Origin of the sequence: Streptomyces phaeolivaceus (genome assembly GCF_009184865.1) — a bacterium.
Taxonomy (GTDB): Bacteria; Actinomycetota; Actinomycetes; order Streptomycetales; family Streptomycetaceae; genus Streptomyces; species Streptomyces phaeolivaceus.
Genome location: NZ_CP045096.1, coordinates 9,717,992 through 9,734,502, shown reverse-complemented (window position 1 = coordinate 9,734,502; position 16,511 = coordinate 9,717,992). Strand labels below are relative to the sequence as shown.

General features: G+C 71.2%; 12 protein-coding genes, 6 pseudogenes and 1 riboswitch. Of the genes and pseudogenes, 9 read left to right on the top strand and 9 right to left on the bottom strand.

From position 1 onward, the window contains the following. Positions 1–15 precede the first annotated feature (15 nt). Positions 16–492, bottom strand: a pseudogene (locus tag F9278_RS44280) (short-chain fatty acyl-CoA regulator family protein); the annotation flags it as partial. A 26-nt stretch (positions 493–518) separates the two neighbouring features. Here F9278_RS44280 and F9278_RS44275 point away from each other — a divergent pair. From F9278_RS44275 to metE, 3 genes and pseudogenes are all read left to right on the top strand, one after another. Further along, a pseudogene (locus F9278_RS44275) lies at positions 519–1,487 on the top strand (malate synthase); the annotation flags it as partial. A 5-nt stretch (positions 1,488–1,492) separates the two neighbouring features. After that, a pseudogene (locus F9278_RS44270) lies at positions 1,493–1,633 on the top strand (3-hydroxyacyl-CoA dehydrogenase family protein); the annotation flags it as partial. A gap of 33 nt (positions 1,634–1,666) precedes the next feature. Next, a riboswitch (cobalamin riboswitch) is annotated at positions 1,667–1,890 on the top strand. A gap of 171 nt (positions 1,891–2,061) precedes the next feature. Continuing rightward, positions 2,062–4,380: a 5-methyltetrahydropteroyltriglutamate--homocysteine S-methyltransferase gene (gene metE, locus F9278_RS44265; protein ID WP_152173354.1), complete on the top strand. Its 2,319-nt coding sequence runs from the start codon at positions 2,062–2,064 to the stop codon at positions 4,378–4,380. A gap of 202 nt (positions 4,381–4,582) precedes the next feature. Here the strand turns inward: metE and F9278_RS44260 are convergent. Then, positions 4,583–4,762: pseudogene (locus F9278_RS44260) on the bottom strand (TetR family transcriptional regulator); the annotation flags it as partial. 61 nt (positions 4,763–4,823) lie between these two features. Between F9278_RS44260 and F9278_RS44255 the strand changes: the two are divergent. The 4 genes and pseudogenes from F9278_RS44255 to F9278_RS44240 all read left to right on the top strand — a co-directional run. After that, positions 4,824–5,759 (top strand): annotated as a pseudogene (locus F9278_RS44255) (amidohydrolase); the annotation flags it as partial. 61 nt (positions 5,760–5,820) lie between these two features. Then, positions 5,821–7,230 (top strand): molybdopterin-binding protein, encoded by a 1,410-nt coding sequence (locus F9278_RS44250; RefSeq protein WP_152173353.1) that lies wholly within the window; start codon positions 5,821–5,823, stop codon positions 7,228–7,230. Next, positions 7,206–7,526 (top strand): annotated as a pseudogene (locus tag F9278_RS47890) (RICIN domain-containing protein); the annotation flags it as partial. The gene F9278_RS44250 and the pseudogene F9278_RS47890, both read left to right, overlap by 25 nt. After that, positions 7,501–7,731, top strand: a complete 231-nt coding sequence (locus tag F9278_RS44240; RefSeq protein ID WP_152173352.1) for an RICIN domain-containing protein — start codon at positions 7,501–7,503, stop codon at positions 7,729–7,731. The pseudogene F9278_RS47890 and the gene F9278_RS44240, both read left to right, overlap by 26 nt. A 61-nt stretch (positions 7,732–7,792) precedes the next feature. On the opposite strand, the gene F9278_RS44235 is transcribed toward F9278_RS44240, so the two are convergent. Together F9278_RS44235 and F9278_RS44230 are read right to left on the bottom strand one after the other, a co-directional pair. Beyond that, positions 7,793–8,296, bottom strand: a complete 504-nt coding sequence (locus F9278_RS44235) for an HAD domain-containing protein (RefSeq protein ID WP_152173351.1) — start codon at positions 8,294–8,296, stop codon at positions 7,793–7,795. Further along, positions 8,293–8,550 carry a helix-turn-helix domain-containing protein gene (locus tag F9278_RS44230; RefSeq protein WP_152173350.1) on the bottom strand — a complete coding sequence of 86 codons (258 nt, stop codon included), beginning with the start codon at positions 8,548–8,550 and terminating at the stop codon, positions 8,293–8,295. Before F9278_RS44230 ends, F9278_RS44235 begins: the two co-directional genes overlap by 4 nt. A gap of 398 nt (positions 8,551–8,948) precedes the next feature. On the opposite strand from F9278_RS44230, the gene F9278_RS44225 reads away from it, so the two are divergent. Both F9278_RS44225 and F9278_RS44220 read left to right on the top strand, forming a co-directional pair. Then, the gene (locus F9278_RS44225; protein WP_152173349.1) at positions 8,949–10,115 is read left to right on the top strand and encodes a DNA topoisomerase subunit B; all 1,167 of its coding nucleotides are present in this window, start codon (positions 8,949–8,951) and stop codon (positions 10,113–10,115) included. Positions 10,116–10,231: 116 nt separating this feature from the next. Continuing rightward, entirely contained in the window at positions 10,232–10,846 is a 615-nt protein-coding gene (locus tag F9278_RS44220; RefSeq protein WP_152173348.1) for a hypothetical protein, read from the top strand. Positions 10,847–10,859: 13 nt separating this feature from the next. Here F9278_RS44220 and F9278_RS44215 read toward each other — a convergent pair whose 3' ends face one another. From F9278_RS44215 to F9278_RS44195, 5 genes are all read right to left on the bottom strand, one after another. After that, positions 10,860–11,672: an alpha/beta fold hydrolase gene (locus tag F9278_RS44215; RefSeq protein ID WP_152173347.1), complete on the bottom strand. Its 813-nt coding sequence runs from the start codon at positions 11,670–11,672 to the stop codon at positions 10,860–10,862. Beyond that, entirely contained in the window at positions 11,669–13,264 is a 1,596-nt protein-coding gene (locus F9278_RS44210; protein ID WP_152173346.1) for a glycoside hydrolase family 43 protein, read from the bottom strand. The genes F9278_RS44215 and F9278_RS44210 overlap by 4 nt, the downstream gene beginning before the upstream one ends. Further along, entirely contained in the window at positions 13,261–14,127 is an 867-nt protein-coding gene (locus F9278_RS44205; protein WP_152173345.1) for a carbohydrate ABC transporter permease, read from the bottom strand. The genes F9278_RS44210 and F9278_RS44205 overlap by 4 nt, the downstream gene beginning before the upstream one ends. Next, a complete protein-coding gene (locus F9278_RS44200) occupies positions 14,124–15,077 on the bottom strand; it encodes a carbohydrate ABC transporter permease (RefSeq protein ID WP_152173344.1) in 954 nt (317 codons plus the stop codon). Before F9278_RS44200 ends, F9278_RS44205 begins: the two co-directional genes overlap by 4 nt. An 86-nt stretch (positions 15,078–15,163) precedes the next feature. Next, the gene (locus F9278_RS44195) at positions 15,164–16,492 is read right to left on the bottom strand and encodes an ABC transporter substrate-binding protein (RefSeq protein ID WP_152173343.1); all 1,329 of its coding nucleotides are present in this window, start codon (positions 16,490–16,492) and stop codon (positions 15,164–15,166) included. Positions 16,493–16,511: the final 19 nt, after the last annotated feature.

Here is a 16,511-nt window from a genome sequence, read left to right as displayed (position 1 = left end):
TCAGGTGGACCGGGGTCAGGTGGAGGAGTCCGCGACCGGGTACGGCACGAACGCGCTGCTGTTGAGGTCGATCCGAAGCGGACGGCCGAGGGGCGGCACCGCGCGCTGCGGGCAGTCGAGGCGCTCGCAGAGGCGGCAGCCCATGCCGATGGGGGTGGCGGCGGAGGCGTTCGCGAGGTCGAGGCCGTCGGAGTAGACCAGCCGGTGGGCGTGGCGGATCTCGCAGCCGAGGCCGATGGCGAAGGTCTTGCCCGGCTCGCCCCAGCCGCCCCGGTGGCGGGTCAGCGCACGGGCCGTCCACAGATACCGTCCGCCGTCGGGCATCTCGGCGACCTGGACATGGATACGGCCGGGCGCCGCGAACGCCTCGTACACGTTCCACAGGGGGCAGGTGCCGCCGGCCCGGGAGAAGTGGAAGCCGGTCGCGGACTGCCGTTTGGACATGTTGCCCGCCCGGTCGACCCGGACGAAGGAGAAGGGGACCCCGCGAAGCAGCGCCGACCGACGCTCACCGAATGGTCACCTCCGCCGTCCGCGCGGACCCCACCTGGCGGGTCGCCCCGCCCGCCCCCGGTCTGACCGACCGCCGGGTGGAGATCACCGGTCCGCCCGAGCGCCGTATAACCGTCAACGCCCTCAACTCCGGTGCCCAGGTGTGGCTGGCGGACTTCGAGGACGCCACCGCGTCCACCTGGGACAACATCGTCGGTGGCCAGCTCAGTCTGCTGGACGCCGTCGAGCGGCGCATCGACTTCACCACGCCCGAGGGCAAGGAGTACCGCCTCAAGGACCGCGAGCGGCTCGCCACGATCGTCGTACGGCCGCGCGGCTGGCATCTCGACGAGGAGCATCTCGCTTACGACGGCCGGCCGGTGCCCGCCGCGCTCGTGGACTTCGGGCTGTATCTCTTCCACTGCGGGCGGCGGCAGATCGACGCCGGTCATGGGCCGTACTTCTCTCTGCCGAAGCTGGAGAACCGCTACGAGGCCCGGCTGTGGAACAACATCTTCGTCGCCGCGCAGGATCTGCTCGGCATCCCCCGGGGCACGATCCGGGCCACGGTCCTCATCGAGACGATCACCGCCGCGTTCGAGAGGGAGGAGATCCTCCATGAGCTGCGGGAGCACGGCGCGGGCCTGAACGCCGGGCGCTGGGACTATCTGTTCAGTCTGATCAAGACGTTCGGTCACCGCACCGACTTCCTGCTGCCGGACCGCGCCGAGGTCACCACGACCGCGCCGTTTCTGCGCGCCTGCACCGAACTGCTGGTGCGCACCTACCACAGGCGTGGCGCCCACGCGATCGGCGGAATGGCCGCCCAGGTGCCCGGCGAGGACCCGGCCGCGTACGAGGCGGCGCTCGCCGAGGTCCGCCTCGACAAGGAACGGGAGGCGGAGGACGGCTTCGACGGCTCCTGGGTCGCCCATCCGGCGCTGGTGCCCGTGTGCCGTGAGGTGTTCGACGGTGTGCTGGGCGGGCGCCCGCACCACCCGTCGCCTCCATCGCGGAGTCCCTGTACGACGAGTTCCGTGAACCGCTGTACGCGCCTCCCCCGCTGCTCCAGCGGATGGTGGAGGCGGGACTGCTCGGCCGGAAGACCGGCCTGGGGTTCCACACGTACGACCACGGCTGACGGGGGGAGGGCGGGAAGGTGACGACAGGGCCTAAGCTGACCTGTGCAGCTGGTTCGCCCCGTCCGCCAGACGGGATGCGTCGCAAGAGGGAACCCGGTGGGAATCCGGGACTGCCCCGCAGCGGTGAGTGGGAACGACCGCCGTCATACGCACTGGGCCCGACGAACAGGGTCTGGGAAGCGACGGCCAGTAGGTGTCCTCCGGTCGGGAGGGCGTGCCCACGAGTCCGAAGACCTGCCAACTGCCCGTGCGCGGACCACTCCGTGCGCGGACATCCCGGTGACCTCGTGGGCGGGTCGGCGCACATATCGGACAAGCCACGGCCGCGCCTTGTCGCGCGAGGCCGATTTCCGTCCGGTTCGTCACCCCTTCGCGCTCGCGTCCCGTCGCCGGGATCCCAGGGATTCATCTCGCGAAGGAGATCTCCGTGACAGCGAAGTCCGCAGCCGCGGCAGCACGGGCCACCGTGTACGGCTACCCCCGCCAGGGCCCGAACCGGGAACTGAAGAAGGCGATCGAGGGCTACTGGAAGGGCCGGGTCACCGCCGACGCCCTGCGCGCCACCGCCGCCGAACTGCGCCGGACCAACTGGCGGCAGCTCGCCGGGGCCGGCATCCACGAGGTGCCCACCGGCGACTTCTCGTACTACGACCATGTGCTCGACACCACCGTCATGGTCGGCGCGCTCCCCGCCCGGCACCGCGGGGCCGTGGAGACCGACGCGCTGGACGGCTACTTCGCCATGGCGCGCGGCACGCAGGACGTCGCGCCGCTGGAGATGACGAAGTGGTTCGACACCAACTACCACTATCTGGTGCCCGAGTTGGGCCCGGACACCGTCTTCACGGCCGACTCCGCCAAGCAGGTCGCGGAGCTGAAGGAGGCGCTCGCCCTGGGTCTCGCCGCGCGGCCCGTGCTGGTCGGCCCGGTCACCTACCTCCTGCTCGCCAAGCCCGCGCCCGGTGTGGCCGCCGACTTCGACCCGCTCACCCTTCTCGACCGGCTGCTGCCGGTGTACGCCGAGGTCCTCGCCGATCTGCGCGCGGCGGGCGCGCAGTGGGTGCAGTTGGACGAGCCCGCCCTGGTCCAGGACCGCACCCCGGCCGAACTGAACGCCGCGACGCGGACCTACCGTGACCTGGGCGCCCTCACCGACCGGCCGAAGCTGCTGGTGGCCTCCTACTTCGACCGGCTCGGGGACGCGCTCCCCGTCCTGGCCAAGGCCCCCGTCGAGGGCCTGGCCCTGGACTTCACGGAGGCCGCCGCCGCCAACCTGGACGCCCTGGCCGCCGTGGGCGGACTGCCGGGCAAGCGCCTGGTCGCGGGGGTCGTCAACGGCCGCAACATCTGGGTGAACGACCTGTCGGCCTCGCTCGCCACGCTCGGCACGCTGCTCGGGCTGGCCGACCGGATCGATGTCGCCGCCTCCTGCTCGCTGCTCCATGTGCCGCTGGACGCGGCGCCGGAGCGGGACATCGAGCCGCAGATCCTGCGCTGGCTCGCCTTCGCCCGGCAGAAGACGGGCGAGATCGTCGCCCTCGCCAAGGGCCTCGCCCAGGGCACGGACGCGATCACCGGCGAACTCGCCGCCAACCGCGCCGACCTGGCCTCCCGGGCAGGCTCGCCGATCACCCACGACCCGGCCGTCCGGGCGCGCGCGGCGGCCGTCACCGAGGCGGACGCCCGGCGCTCGCAGCCGTACGCCGAGCGCGCGGCGGCCCAGCGCGCCCACCTCGGGCTGCCGCTGCTGCCGACCACCACGATCGGCTCCTTCCCGCAGACCGGGGAACTGCGCACGGCGCGCGCCGATCTCCGCGCGCGCCGGATCGACACGGCCGGGTACGAGGAGCGCGTCAAGGCGGAGATCCAGGAGGTGATCTCGTTCCAGGAGAAGACCGGCCTGGACGTCCTGGTGCACGGCGAGGCCGAACGCAACGACATGGTCCAGTACTTCGCCGAGCAGCTCACCGGCTATCTCGCCACCCAGCACGGCTGGGTCCAGTCCTACGGCACCCGCTATGTCCGCCCGCCGATCCTGGCCGGCGACATCTCCCGCCCCGAGCCGATGACGGTGCGCTGGACGACGTACGCCCAGTCCCTCACCGCACGGCCCGTCAAGGGCATGCTCACCGGGCCCGTCACCATGCTCGCCTGGTCCTTCGTCCGCGACGACCAGCCCCTCGGTGACACCGCCCGCCAGGTCGCCCTCGCCCTGCGCGACGAGGTCGACGACCTGGAGCGGGCGGGGAGTTCGGTGGTCCAGGTGGACGAGCCCGCGCTGCGCGAGACCCTTCCGCTGCGCGCCGCCGACCGCCCGGCCTATCTCGCCTGGGCCACGGAGGCCTTCCGGCTCAGCACCAGCGGCGTGCGCCCGGACACCCAGATCCACACGCACATGTGCTACGCCGAGTTCGGCGACATCGTCCAGGCCATCGACGACCTCGACGCCGACGTCATCAGCCTGGAGGCCGCCCGCTCGCACATGCAGGTCGCCCGCGAACTCGCCGCCCACGGCTATCCCCGCGAGGCCGGACCCGGGGTCTACGACATCCACTCGCCCCGGGTGCCGAGCGCCGAGGAGGCCGCCGACCTGCTGCGCACCGGGCTGAAGGCCGTCCCCGCCGAACGCCTGTGGGTCAACCCCGACTGCGGCCTGAAGACCCGGGGCTGGCCCGAGACCCGCGCCGCCCTGGAGAACCTGGTCGCCGCCACCCGTACGGTCCGCGCGGAACTCCCCGCGTCCTGACGCGGGGTCGACCGCCCGGGAAGGCGGACAACTGGGAGTCCGGGGAGGCCGGTAGCCGGGGGAGACGCACAGCCCGGTGAGGCCGCTCCCGGCCGAAGGGCTTCCGCGAGGCGTGACGCCTCGCGGAAGCCCTTCGCCATACCCGGGACGCGATCCCCTGTGCCCACCCCGGCCGGAAGACCCGATCCGGCCGGGTGGCGCGTCAGATCACGGTGAGCCGGTCCACCAGCAGTTCCGTCCTCCGGTCGGCCTCCCCCGGCGGCAGCCGTCCCTCCCGGGTCAGGGTGGCCAGTCCGTGCAGGGCCGCCCAGAACACCTCGGTGAACAACCCCGGGTGGACACCGTCCCCGGCGACCTCGCCGAGGCTCTCCAGCAGCGCGGCGCTGACCGCCCACCTCTGTGCCGACCACGAGTAGGCAACCGGCCGGGCCGGAGGTCATCCCGTCGGCGCCCTGTGGTGGGACCGTGAGCGCGGCGCCGAGCAGATCCCCGAACTCGTCGCGCGGCGCGAGGAGTTGAGCGGGGACCGGTTCCGGGCCGGCTCGGTGAAGATCATGCAGGACGGCATCGCGGAGAACCACACGGCCGCGATGCTCGACCCGTATCTCACCGGCTGCGGCTGCGCCTCGGACAGCGGCGGCAGCGGCAGCGGCAGCGGCAGCGGCAGCGGCAGCGGCAGCGGGATCAGCTTCGTCGAACCGGGTGAGCTGAAGAAGTACGTCACCGAACTCGACGCGCTCGGCTTCCAGGTGCACTTCCACGCCCTCGGCGACCGCGCGGTGCGCGAGGCGCTGGACGCCGTCGAGGCCGCCCGTACCGCGAACGGGTACCACGACACCCGCCACCACCTCGCGCACCTCCAGGTCGTCCACCCCGACGACGTACGGCGGTTCCGGGCGCTCGGCGCCACCGCCAATCTGCAGATGCTGTGGGCCGCCCACGAACCGCAGATGGACGAGCTGACCCTGCCGTTCCTGGGCCCCGAACGCGGCGCCCGGCAGTACCCGTTCGGCGATCTGCTGCGGGCCGGGGCGACGCTCGCGGCGGGCAGCGACTGGCCGGTCAGCAGCCCCGACCCGTTCCAGGCCCTCCATGTCGCCGTCAACCGCCGCCGCTCCCCCGACGCCCCGGACGGCACCCCCGAGTTCCTGCCGGAGCAGCGCCTCGACCTCGGCACCGCCCTCGCCGCCTACACGGCGGGCAGCTCCTACGCCAACCACCTCGACACCCTCACCGGCAGCATCACCGTCGGCAAGGCGGCCGACCTGGTCGTCCTCGACCGCGACCCGTTCACCGGCCCGCCCGAGGAGATCGCGGCCACCCGGGTCCTGCAGACCTTCGTGGACGGCGAACGCGTCCACGCGGCCCCCGACGCGTGAAACCCGCCGCCTGCCCGCGTAGGCATGACTGCGCAGGCAGAAAAGCACGGCCAGAGAGGCGATGTCTGACATCATCGGTTCCGCTCGCCGGGTTGGGGACTCCACCGTCACCTTCGACGCCCGCACGGCGAAGCCGATCAGCATCACCGCGCCGGACTCCGCCGAGCTTCTCGACGCGTATGTGAGCTTCGGGGTGAAGGCGGGTGACGGGGTTCGTTCCAGCCTCTGGAACCTGGACGACTTCAACGGTGCGCGCGTCGGCCATGTCGGCCCGCAGGTGCCGACGGCGCTGATGAACGCGCAGGTCGGTGGCCTCTGGCAGAAGGGCAGCACCAGCTACAACCTGCTCTACAACCGCACCGGTTCGTTCTACAAGGGCTTCAGCCACACGGCCGAGATGAGCGAACTGGCCCTGGTGAACGCCAGGTTCGGCTCCTCCGCCAAGAACCGTACGGGCTCTCTCATGCCGGGCTGGGTCGATGCGACAGGGCCGTCGGCGTACAGCGTCAGCCTGATGACCGACCCGTTCGCCCTGCCCACCACGGCCAAGACCTACTTCACCACGCCCAAATACCTGACCTGGGAACTCGGGGCCTACCAGCACAACGGCGACGACTTCGGCGTCGATCTGACGTCCGCGGGTCCCAGGACCTTCGAGGCGGGGAAGACGTACTCGGAGACCTTCAACGTCGGTGTGTTCAGCCCGAAGGAGGCGTACGGGAGCAGCCAACGGCTCGGCAACGACATGCGGTTCCGCGTGGACGAGTTCGCCGACGGGGTCGGCCACCACGGCGAATCGGCGGTCTCCCAACAGCGCACCGCGGTCACGGCCGACGGCAGGACCGTCCTCGACGCGCAGGAAGGGGCGTGCGGGATGCTCGAAGGGCTCCCCGCCGGGTCCGCCACGTACAAGATGAGCACGGAGGCGACGCGCCCCTCGTCGGTCGCGAGTGCCACGAGCCGGCTCGTGGCGGCCTGGACGCTCACCTCGAAGCAGGTCACGGGCACCACTCCCGCGAACCTGCCCATCAACATCGTCCGCTTCACCCCGAGCCTGGACCTGACGAGCACCGCGAAGTCCGGCGAGACCGTCACGTTCCCGCTCCATGTCCGGGGCCCGGCGCAGAACAACCTCGGATCGCTCACCGTCCAGGTCTCCTACGACGGAGGCAAGGTGTGGACCGACACCCCGGTCGCCTACGGCACGGGCACGGACGGTAGACGCCACATCACCCTGACCCACCCCAAGACCGCGACCTCGGTCTCCCTCAGGGCGAGGGTCACGGACACGAGCGGCAACGCCTACGACGTGACCATCGAGAAGGCGTACCTGCTCAACCAAACCGACATCTCCCGCACCGGTACGCACCGGACCGGCACCGGCGGTCCACCGCCGACCACACGCCCGGGGACACACACCACGTCCCCGGGCGCTCCGCGTCCGACTCCTGGCAGCCGCTGGCCGAGGTGAAGGCCCCGGCATACCTGTCGACGGACTCCCGGTACGCGAAGTACACGAGCAACTGGACGAACCCGTTCCTGTACGTGCTGCCGGAGCGCGTGGGCGATCTGAAGGCGGGCACGCTGCTCCTGGCGAGTGTCGTGTCGGGCGACGACCAGTACTACAAGGAACACAAGGCGGCCGACCCGGACTGGACGCCGTCCAACGACGGGGACCGGAGCGACATGGCGATCGCCCTGTACTCCAGTGACGACGAGGGCGTGACCTGGCAGGTGCTCAATGTCGTCGCGACCGGCGGCTGGCAGCGCGACCGCCGGTCAACGCGTCGGCCAGTGGGTGGACGACAGCGCCACGGGCACCTGGAAGGTCGTCGAGGCCGGCAACGGCCACGTCAAACTGCAGTCGGCCAAGAACAAGGACCTCTATCCGACCGGCGCGTCCACCGACGCCCCGCTCACCCTGCGGCCCGCGACCTCGGACGGCTCCCAGGACTGGAAACTCGTCCCGTAACCCGTAACCCGTAACCCGTAACCCCCATAGCGCACGGCCGGTGGCTGGGCGGCGGTCTTCCTCAGGCCCCGCCCAGCCACCCCTGGAACACGGTGAAATCGGCTGGGGTCAGCCCCACCCGCGCCTCCACGCGGTGGAGGAGGGCCCGCCCCCGGTGATGCCGTGACACCCACGCGCGGTCGAGGTCGGTGATCTCGTCGTCGGCCCAGATGAACGGGCGCCCGGCCGCCGTCCGGACGAGGGCCCGGGTCTTCCAGTGCAGCAGGTCCGCACGGTCCTCCTCGGGCGCCTCCGGCAGCTCCACGACCGGCAGCGACGGCAGCCCGAGCAGCGGGGCGATCACCTCGTTGGCGTCGTCCATCCACGCGGTGGCCCACATCAGCGCACAGGGCAGCCGCAGCAGGCGGGGACCGTGGGCCCGGTCGATCCTCGCCAGTTGGGGGTTCGACGAGTGCTGCCAGTCGACCCACTCCTCGGCGGCCGACGGGAGCCGTGCGCCGCCGTAGGGCAGCAGTGTGCCGTCGACGTCAAGGAAGAGCAGCGGGCGCCCCTCGTGTCCGGTCACGACCGCACGCCGCCTACGGTCTCGGCGGCCCCGTCGGGCCGGTCGGCCGCGTCGGCCTCCCACCGCAACAGGTCTCCCGGCTGGCAGTCGAGCACTTCGCAGAGCGCGGCGAGGGTGGTGAAGCGGACCGCCTTGGCCCGGCCGTTCTTGAGCACCGCCAGGTTGGCCGGGGTGATCCCGACGCGTTCCGCGAGTTCACCCACGGACATCTTCCTCCTGGCCAGCATCACATCGATGTCGACGGCGATCGGCATCAGTTCGCCTCGGCGAGTTCGGCCCGCATCCGCGTCACCTCGATGTCCCGTGAGCCGGCCTGCGCGGCACGCGACGCCGGCCGATCGTCCGGACTCACCCGATCAGCGATAGAAATCTATTGAAAGTCGATAGGTGAGGCAAGCGGTGGCCGGTGGCGCCCCCAAGTGCCCCGCAGACGCGGAATCAGCGGCCTCAAGTGCCCTGGAAATGGGGGCGTACGCGGCTCTCACGGGGGCACGAGCGCGATATGGCCGTGGTCCGCGCGGCCTGCTCCGGCGGTCTCCCGGCAGGCACTACCGGCCCGCCCACGCTCTCGGCAAATAGGCTCTGACCTGGTGTTTTGCTGGAATTCCTCTAGGCTGACGGCGTCTGCCGGACTCCATCGGAGGGGGACCTGATGAGCGAGAAGGCCATGCCGTACGACGCCGCACGGATCGAGGTGCTGGAGGGTCGGGACGCCGTACGGAAGCGGCCCGGCATGTATGTCGGTTCGACCGGGGAACGCGGCCTGTATCACATGGTGTACGTCATCGCCGACCGGGCGGTGGAGGAGGCGCTGGCCGGCCGCGCGGCATCCGTCGGCATCACCCTCGTACCGGACGACGGCGTACGGGTCACCGACGACGGGCCGGGGCTCCCCGTGGGGGCGGCCGGTCACACCGGCGGTCCCACCCTCGAAGCCGTGCTGACCGACATGGGCGCGCTGACGGGGAGCGACGACCGGCACACCGTCCACCTGGGCCACTTCGGTCTCGGCCCCTCTGTCACCAACGCCCTCTCCGGCCGTCTGACGGCCGAGGTGCGGCGCGCGGGGACGCGCTGGGTCCAGGAGTACGCGCGGGGCCTCGCGGTCGGCGACCCCGTCGCCGCGGGTCCGGCGACCGGCAGCGGGACCACCTTCACGTTCTGGCCCGACGCCGACATCTTCGAGACGGTGCGCTACTCGTACGCCGTGCTGGCGGAGCGGTTCCGCGAACTGGCCTTCCTGAACCGGGACCTGGACATCAGGCTGGCCGACGAGCGCTCCCCGGACGAGTCCCGGTCGGAACGGTTCCGGTTCCCCGGCGGCATCCGGGACTTCGTCGCCTTCCTCGACGAGGGGTCGGGGGCGCCCGTCCACCCGGACGTCATCGGCTTCACCAGGGAGGACCCCCGGATGGCGGGGACCGTGGAGGTGGCCCTCCGGTGGGGCGGCGGCGGCACCGAACAGGTCCGGGGCTTCGCCAACAGCCTGCCCACCTACGAAGGGGGCACGCACCTGGAGGGTTTCCGCGACGGCCTGACGGCGGCGCTCGACGCGTACGCGCGCCGACGGCGGCTGCTCACGGCGGCGGACCCCGCTCTCGACGCCGACCGGATCGGCGAGGGCCTGACGGCGGTCGTGTCGGTGAGGCTGGACCGCCTCGAATTCTCCGGCGCCACCCGCAGCCGGCTGGGCGGCGACGCCGTGCGCGGCAGTGTCGCGGATGCCGTCCGGGAAGGCCTCGACGCATGGCTGACGGCACATCCGGACGAGGCCGCGGCCGTCGTCGACCACCTCGTCCGGGGCCGTCCGGGGCGGTAAGTGCCGTTGCGCAACCGGCTACGCGATCGGGGGGTGAGGGCCTCGGGCGGGGCGGTCGTGTCGGTGCCTGCTGCTTGGATGCGGGCAGGCCGACGATCGCCCCGAGGGAGAAGCCGATGTCCGAGCACAGGATCGAGGACCTGGTGGCGGAATCGATCCGCCTCCTGGACGACCACACCGCGTCCGGCGATCCCCGCGTCCGGGACTGGTTCGCGAAGCTGTACGGCTTCCAGGACGGATTCGACTGCTCCTTCACCCACTTCCGGGTGAGGGACATCCTGCTGCGTCGCGGGTACGCCTACCGATTCCCGCTCGACCGGCACCCCGACCACGAGGACGGCTATGTCGACCCGCCGTTCCTCTACTGCGACGCGGGCACCGATCTGTGGCGCCGTATGGTCTCCGCCGGGGAACTCCGAGGTCCCGACGCCGACCCGCCGCGCCGCACCCCGCTGATCGACGTGGTCCGGGAGATCGCCGTCGCCGCCGAGAAGTCGGGCGACCACGAACTCGTCGGCGAGTGGTACGCGTTCGGCTGCGAGACCCTGCTCGGCGGCCCGGCGGGCTGCCCGTTCGACGTCGACGAACTCGCCGACATGCCCGCCGTACGGGACCTGCGTGCCGTGGTCCGCCGCACCGACACCCTGGCCGTCGCCCGGCGCTCGCCGTACGCGTCCCCCGTGGAGTGCGCCGACGACAACGAACTCGCCGCTTGGTGGTGGCGGTTGTAGCGGGAGACGCCGCTCAGCCGGGCGTCTCCCCAGGCGTCTCCCCGGCCGCCCAGTCGCGGATGAGCCGGGTCGTGCGGTCGGGCCGCTCCTCGTGCAGATAGTGGCCGGTGCACGGCCAGTGCTCGACACGTGAGCCGGGCACCCGCAGTGTGCCGCGCTCCCACTCGGCGGCCTCGGCGGACGTCCACACCGTCAGCGCGGGCTGGGTGCGGCGCAGCAGAAACGCCTCGCTGGCCGGGCGGGCGCCGACCGCGCCGGGGTCGGTGTACATGCCCGCGTAGGCCTGGGCGATCACATGGTCGGGGGTGCCGAGCACGGTACGCAGGTGCGCCGTACGGAGACCGGGCGGGGCCTGTGCGGAGAACGCGCCGGCCACGAAGGAGGCGGCGGCGCGGGCGCCGTGCTCCCGGTACGCGGCGAGACGGGCCGGGATCCGCGCGACCTCGGCCTCGTCCGCGCCGTGCGCGGGATCGAGGGCGACGACCGACCGCACGGCCTCCGGGTGGCGGACGGCGAGCAGGTTGACGACCTGGACGCCCATGGAGTGGCCGACGGCGACGACCGGTCCGACCCCGAGGGAGTCGAGCAGCGCGGCCAGGTCCTCCGCCATCTCCGCCGGGGTGTTGCCCTCGTCCGGCACCGCGGAGCGGCCGTGGCCGCGCAGATCGGGGACGAGGACCCGGAACCGGTCGGCAAGCGCCTCCGCGTGCGGTGACCATTCCCGTCCGTCGCCGCCCCAGCCGTGCGCCAGCAGCAGAGCGGGGGCGTCGTCGGGGCCGAGGGAGGTGCAGAAGAGCCCGATGCGGCCGAGGTCGAGCAGTGTCATGAGGGGTCGTCCGGGGTGGTGCGGTAGGTGGCGTGGGCGAAGTCCGCGTGCACGCCGGAGCCGTCGAGGTGCTGGACCCGGAGTCCCAGCATCGCCCCGGTGAAGCCGAGCACCCTCAGCTGTCCCTCGTGGAACTCGTCGGCGTGCTCGTCCGACAGGACGGTCGCGTCGAGGTCGGGGCCCAGCGCCCGGGGCCGCTCGCCGCCGACGCCGTACGAGAACCGCAGGGCGGGGCCGTCGAGTTCGGCGCGCAGGACGACGGGGTGCCCGGGTTGGAGCGGGATCCGGGGCGGGTGCGCGGTGAGCGCTCCGGCCGTACAGCTGAGGGCCCGCAGCACCGGGGAGCCGTCGTCGTCGGCCGTGACGTACAGGTAGTGCCGGTTGCGGGTGTCGTAGTACGCGGTGAGTCCCGCCAGGTGGTCGGTGGAGCCCGGCGCGAAGGTCAGTTCCGTCTCGAACGAGCAGCGTCGTGCCGTCACCCGCCGGGCGACCAGGCTGGGGGTCCGGCGCCCGACCGGGGACTGGCCGCCCCGGACACGGAGCCGTCCGGGCCTCGGCTCCACCCACTCCGGGCCGGCCGGGCGGCGCAGGGTGGACCAGTCGGGTCCGAGCGTGGGAGCGTCGAAACGGTCCGTGGCAGGCGGCTCGGGCACCGGGGCGGGCGGCAGACCGGGCGCCGGTACGGTCACGGCGGGGACCGCGCCCGCGATGCGCGGCCAGCCGTCCTCGGTCCGGGTCACGGGCTGCAGGGCGGTCTCCCGGCCCAGTACGCACCGGCCGCGCTCGCCGTACGGGCGGGCGGTGATGTGGGCGGCGTACCACTGGCCGTCCCGGGTCTCGGCCAGGGAGCAGTGTCCGGCCTTCTGGAGTTCCAGGGTCGGGTCGTGCCGGGAGGTGAGCAGCGGTCCGGCCGGGTCCGGCTCGTAGGGGCCGAACAGGTCCCGGGAGCGGGCGACGGCCGCGCCGTGCTCGTAGCCGGTGCCGCCCTCGGCGTGGACGAGGTGGTACCAGCCGTCGCGGCGGTGGAGGTGCGGTCCCTCGGCGACCCCGGCGGCGGTGCCCACGGAGATCGTCCGGGGCGCGCCGATCAGCCCGCCCGAAGCCCGGTCGTACTCCTGGAGTTCGATCCCGGCGAACATCTCCCGTTCGGGCCGCCGGTCGAAGCGCGTGTTGAGCAGCCGGCTGCGGGCGTCGAGGTCGTGGAAGAGGGACACGTCGAAGCCTCGGCCGTGCAGCGGCACCGGGTCCGACCACGGCCCTTCGATCGACGGGGCGGTGGTCACGTAGTTCGGAAGGTCCTTCCAGCCCTCCGCGTAGGTGTCGACCACGGTGAAGACGAGATGGAACAGGCCGTCGGCGTACGACAGTCCGGGCGCCCAGATGCCTCCGGAGTCGGGGACCCCGGTGAGGTCGAGCAGGCGCCGGCTGTCCAGGATGCCGCCCAGCGACCGCCGGTTCACCAGATCCCGGGAGTGGTGGACACGCACCCCCGGACACCACTCGAAGGTGGCGGTCGCGAGGTAGAAGTCGTCACCGACCCGCAGGATCACGGGGTCGGGTGCGAAGCCGCGCAGGACGGGGTTGTGGATCATTTGAGGCTGCCCATGAGAATTCCGCTGCGCCAGTACTTCTGGAGCGTGAACATGAAGATCGCGAGCGGGACGATCGACAGCAGGGACCCGGTGAGGACGAGCGTGTTCATGTCGCGTGCGGTCTGTGCCTGTTGGAGCCAGGAGTACAGGCCCAGGGTCACGGGGAAGGTGCGCTCGCCGTTGAGCATGAACAGGGGGAGGAAGAAGTTGTTCCAGATGTTGATGAACTCCAGCATGAAGATGGTGATGCCGCCGGTGCGCATCAGCGGCAGCGCGATCGAGGCGAAGACCCGCAGATCGCCGGCGCCGTCGATGCGGGCGGCCTCCATCAGTTCGGTGGGTACGGAGCTGTCCGCGTACACCTTGCCGAGGTAGACCCCGAAGGGGTTGATGAAGTACGGGATGAGCACCGACCAGATGGTGTTGGTGAGCCCGATCTCGGAGAACACCAGATACAGCGGGAAGGCCAGCAGGGTGCTCGGCAGCAGGGAGGCGCCGACGATGACGGCGAAGAACGCGCCCCGGCCGCGGAAGTCGAACTTCGACAGTCCGTACCCGGCGGCGAGCGAGATCAGGGTGGAGCCCGCCGCGCCGAGGGTGGAGTAGAGGACGGAGTTGCCCAGCCAGCGCAGGAACACCCCGTCGTGGTAGGTCGCGATGTCGTGCAGGTTGTCGCCGAGGTGGTTGGTGGAGAACCACAGGCCGAAGGTGGAGTAGAGGTCCGTCTGGTTCTTGGTCGCGGAGACGATCAGGAACCAGGTCGGGGCGAGCGAGTACAGCAGGAAGACCACCAGCAGACCGGTGGTGAGCACCACCGCACGGCGGGAGGGGCGTACGCCGCCCCCGGAAGCGACACTGCTCATGACATCTTCCTGTTCGTGGCGCGGTAGAAGACATGGGCGAGGATGCCGGTGACGACGGCCAGGACCAGGGACTCGGCGGCGGCGTACTGGTAGTCGCCGACCTTGAAGGCCTTGTCGTAGATCTCCATCATCGGCGTGAAGTCGGTGTTGATGGACTCCGGTGCGATCTGCCGCATGATCAGCGGCTCGCCGAACAGCTGGAGTCGGCTGATCAGGGAGAACATGCCGGTCAGCACCAGGATCCCGGTGATGTTCGGGATCTTGATCGACCAGGCGATGCGCCACTCCCGGGCGCCGTCCAGCCGGGCCGCCTCGTACAGCTCGCGGGGCAGTGCCTGGAGCGAGGCGGAGATCAGGATCATGTTGAAGCCGATGCCCTGCCAGGTGAGCAGATTGCCCAGCGAGAGATAGGTGTTGACACCGCCGAAGAACGAGATCTCCGCACCGGCGCGCTCCGCGAGGTCCAGCAGCGGGCTGCCCGTCGGGCTGTAGAGGAACAGCCACATCAGGGTGGAGACCACGGCGGGGATGACGTACGGGATGAGCAGCGCGGCGCGGAAGAAGCGCACCGCGCGTGCGGCCACCCCGTCGAGCAGGAGGGCCAGCAGCAGGGCGATGCCCAGCATCACCGTGATCTGCGCGGCGCCGAACAACAGGGTGCGGCCCATGCTCGCCCAGAACGCGCTGTCGGCGAGGACCGAGGCGAAGTTGGCGAAGCCGGTGTAGACGACCCGGGTCGGGCCGAAGCCGAGGCCACTGCTCTTCTTCTCGTGCAGGCTCTGGCTGAAGGCGTAGCCGATCGGCACGACATAGGTGGCGAGGAAGCCCAGCAGGAAGGGGAGCATGAACAGCGGCCCCTTGTAGGCTCCCCGCCTCCCGCCCCGGCGGGGGGAGGGCCGCCGGGCCGGGGAGTCGGTCGCGGCCTTCGCCGGTCGCGTCAGGGTGGACACGGGCTTCTCCAAAGTCTCCGGATTCCGGACGAGGGTGGGTCGACGGGCCGCGGGCGGGGCACGGCGGCCCCGCCAGCGCGCGGACGTCAGCCGGCGGCGACGGCCTTGACGCCCTTGCCGTTGAGGTCGTCGACGGTCCACTTCTCCAGGCTCTTGAGCATCTCGGCGACCGTGAGTTCCTTCTTCATGACCTTGCCCCACTGCTTCTGCATCTCGGAGTACATGGCCGCGTAGTTCGGCCCGTACTGCCACTGGTCACCGACCCGGGAGGCGGCGTCGGTGATCACCTTCGCGCTGTCCGACCTCCCGTTGAACATCCCGGTGGGGATGATCTTGTCGACGTACGGGGAGACGTCCGGGACGGCCGGGAAGAGGCCGGACTTGGAGGCGGGGTCGGTGAGGGTGGTCAGCGACTCCTCGCCGCTGGACAGCCAGGAGGCGAACTCGGCGGCCCGGTCGGGGTACTCGCAGCCCTTGAGGACGGCCAGGACGTCGAAGTTGGAGGAGGTCCGCGGCGCGGCGGTGTCGAAGACCGGTGAGTCCGCGAGCTGCCACTTCCCCTTGGACTTGGGGAAGTTGGTGTCGTAGATCGGCAGCTGCCAGGTCGATGTCGTCATCGCGATGGTCGTGCCGAGGTCCCAGGTCCTGAAGACGCCCGGGTCGGCGTAGGAGGCGTTGGAGGCGAGGTCGTTGTCGACCAGCCGCTGCACGATGTCGCCCGCCTTCAGCGCCTCGGGCGAGGTGAAGTCGACGACCCAGTGGTCGCCCTCCACCTTGTACCACTGGGCCCCGGCCTCCCAGGACAGGTCGACCAGGGTGGACGGGTCCTCACCGGCCATGTTGAAGATCTTGACCTTCTTGTTCTCCTTCTGCGCCTTCTGGCCGGCGGTGATCAGGTCGTCCCAGGTCTTCGGCGCCTCGATGCCGTACTTCTCGAACAGGTCCGCGCGGTAGGCGGTGAACAGCGGCGAGGAGCCCATGGGGATGCCGAAGGTGGTGCCGCCGGGGCTGACCGCGTTCCACGCGGCGGCCGTGTACTTGTCCTTGTAGGGCGCGGCGACCTTGGTGACATCGGTGAGCAGTCCGTCGGCGGCGAAGTTCGCCAGGTTCATCCCGTCCATCTTCGACAGACAGGGCGCGGTGCCGGCGTTCACCGCGGCGCGCAGCTTCTGGTACGCCGTCTCGCCCGCGGGGTTGACGAACTTGACCTGGGTGTCGGGGTGGGCCTTGTTCCACACCTTCGTCTGGGCCTCGATGCCGTCGGTCCAGCTCCAGAACTCCAGGGTGACCTTGCCCTTGGTGGCCTTCGTGGCGGAGTCGGATTCGGCGTCGCCGCCCCCGCAGGCGGCCAGCAGCAGGGACAGGGAGGCCGCGGCGGCCACCGGGGCGAGGGCTCTGGCACGGAACTGGGACATCGGTCCTCCACGGACGGAA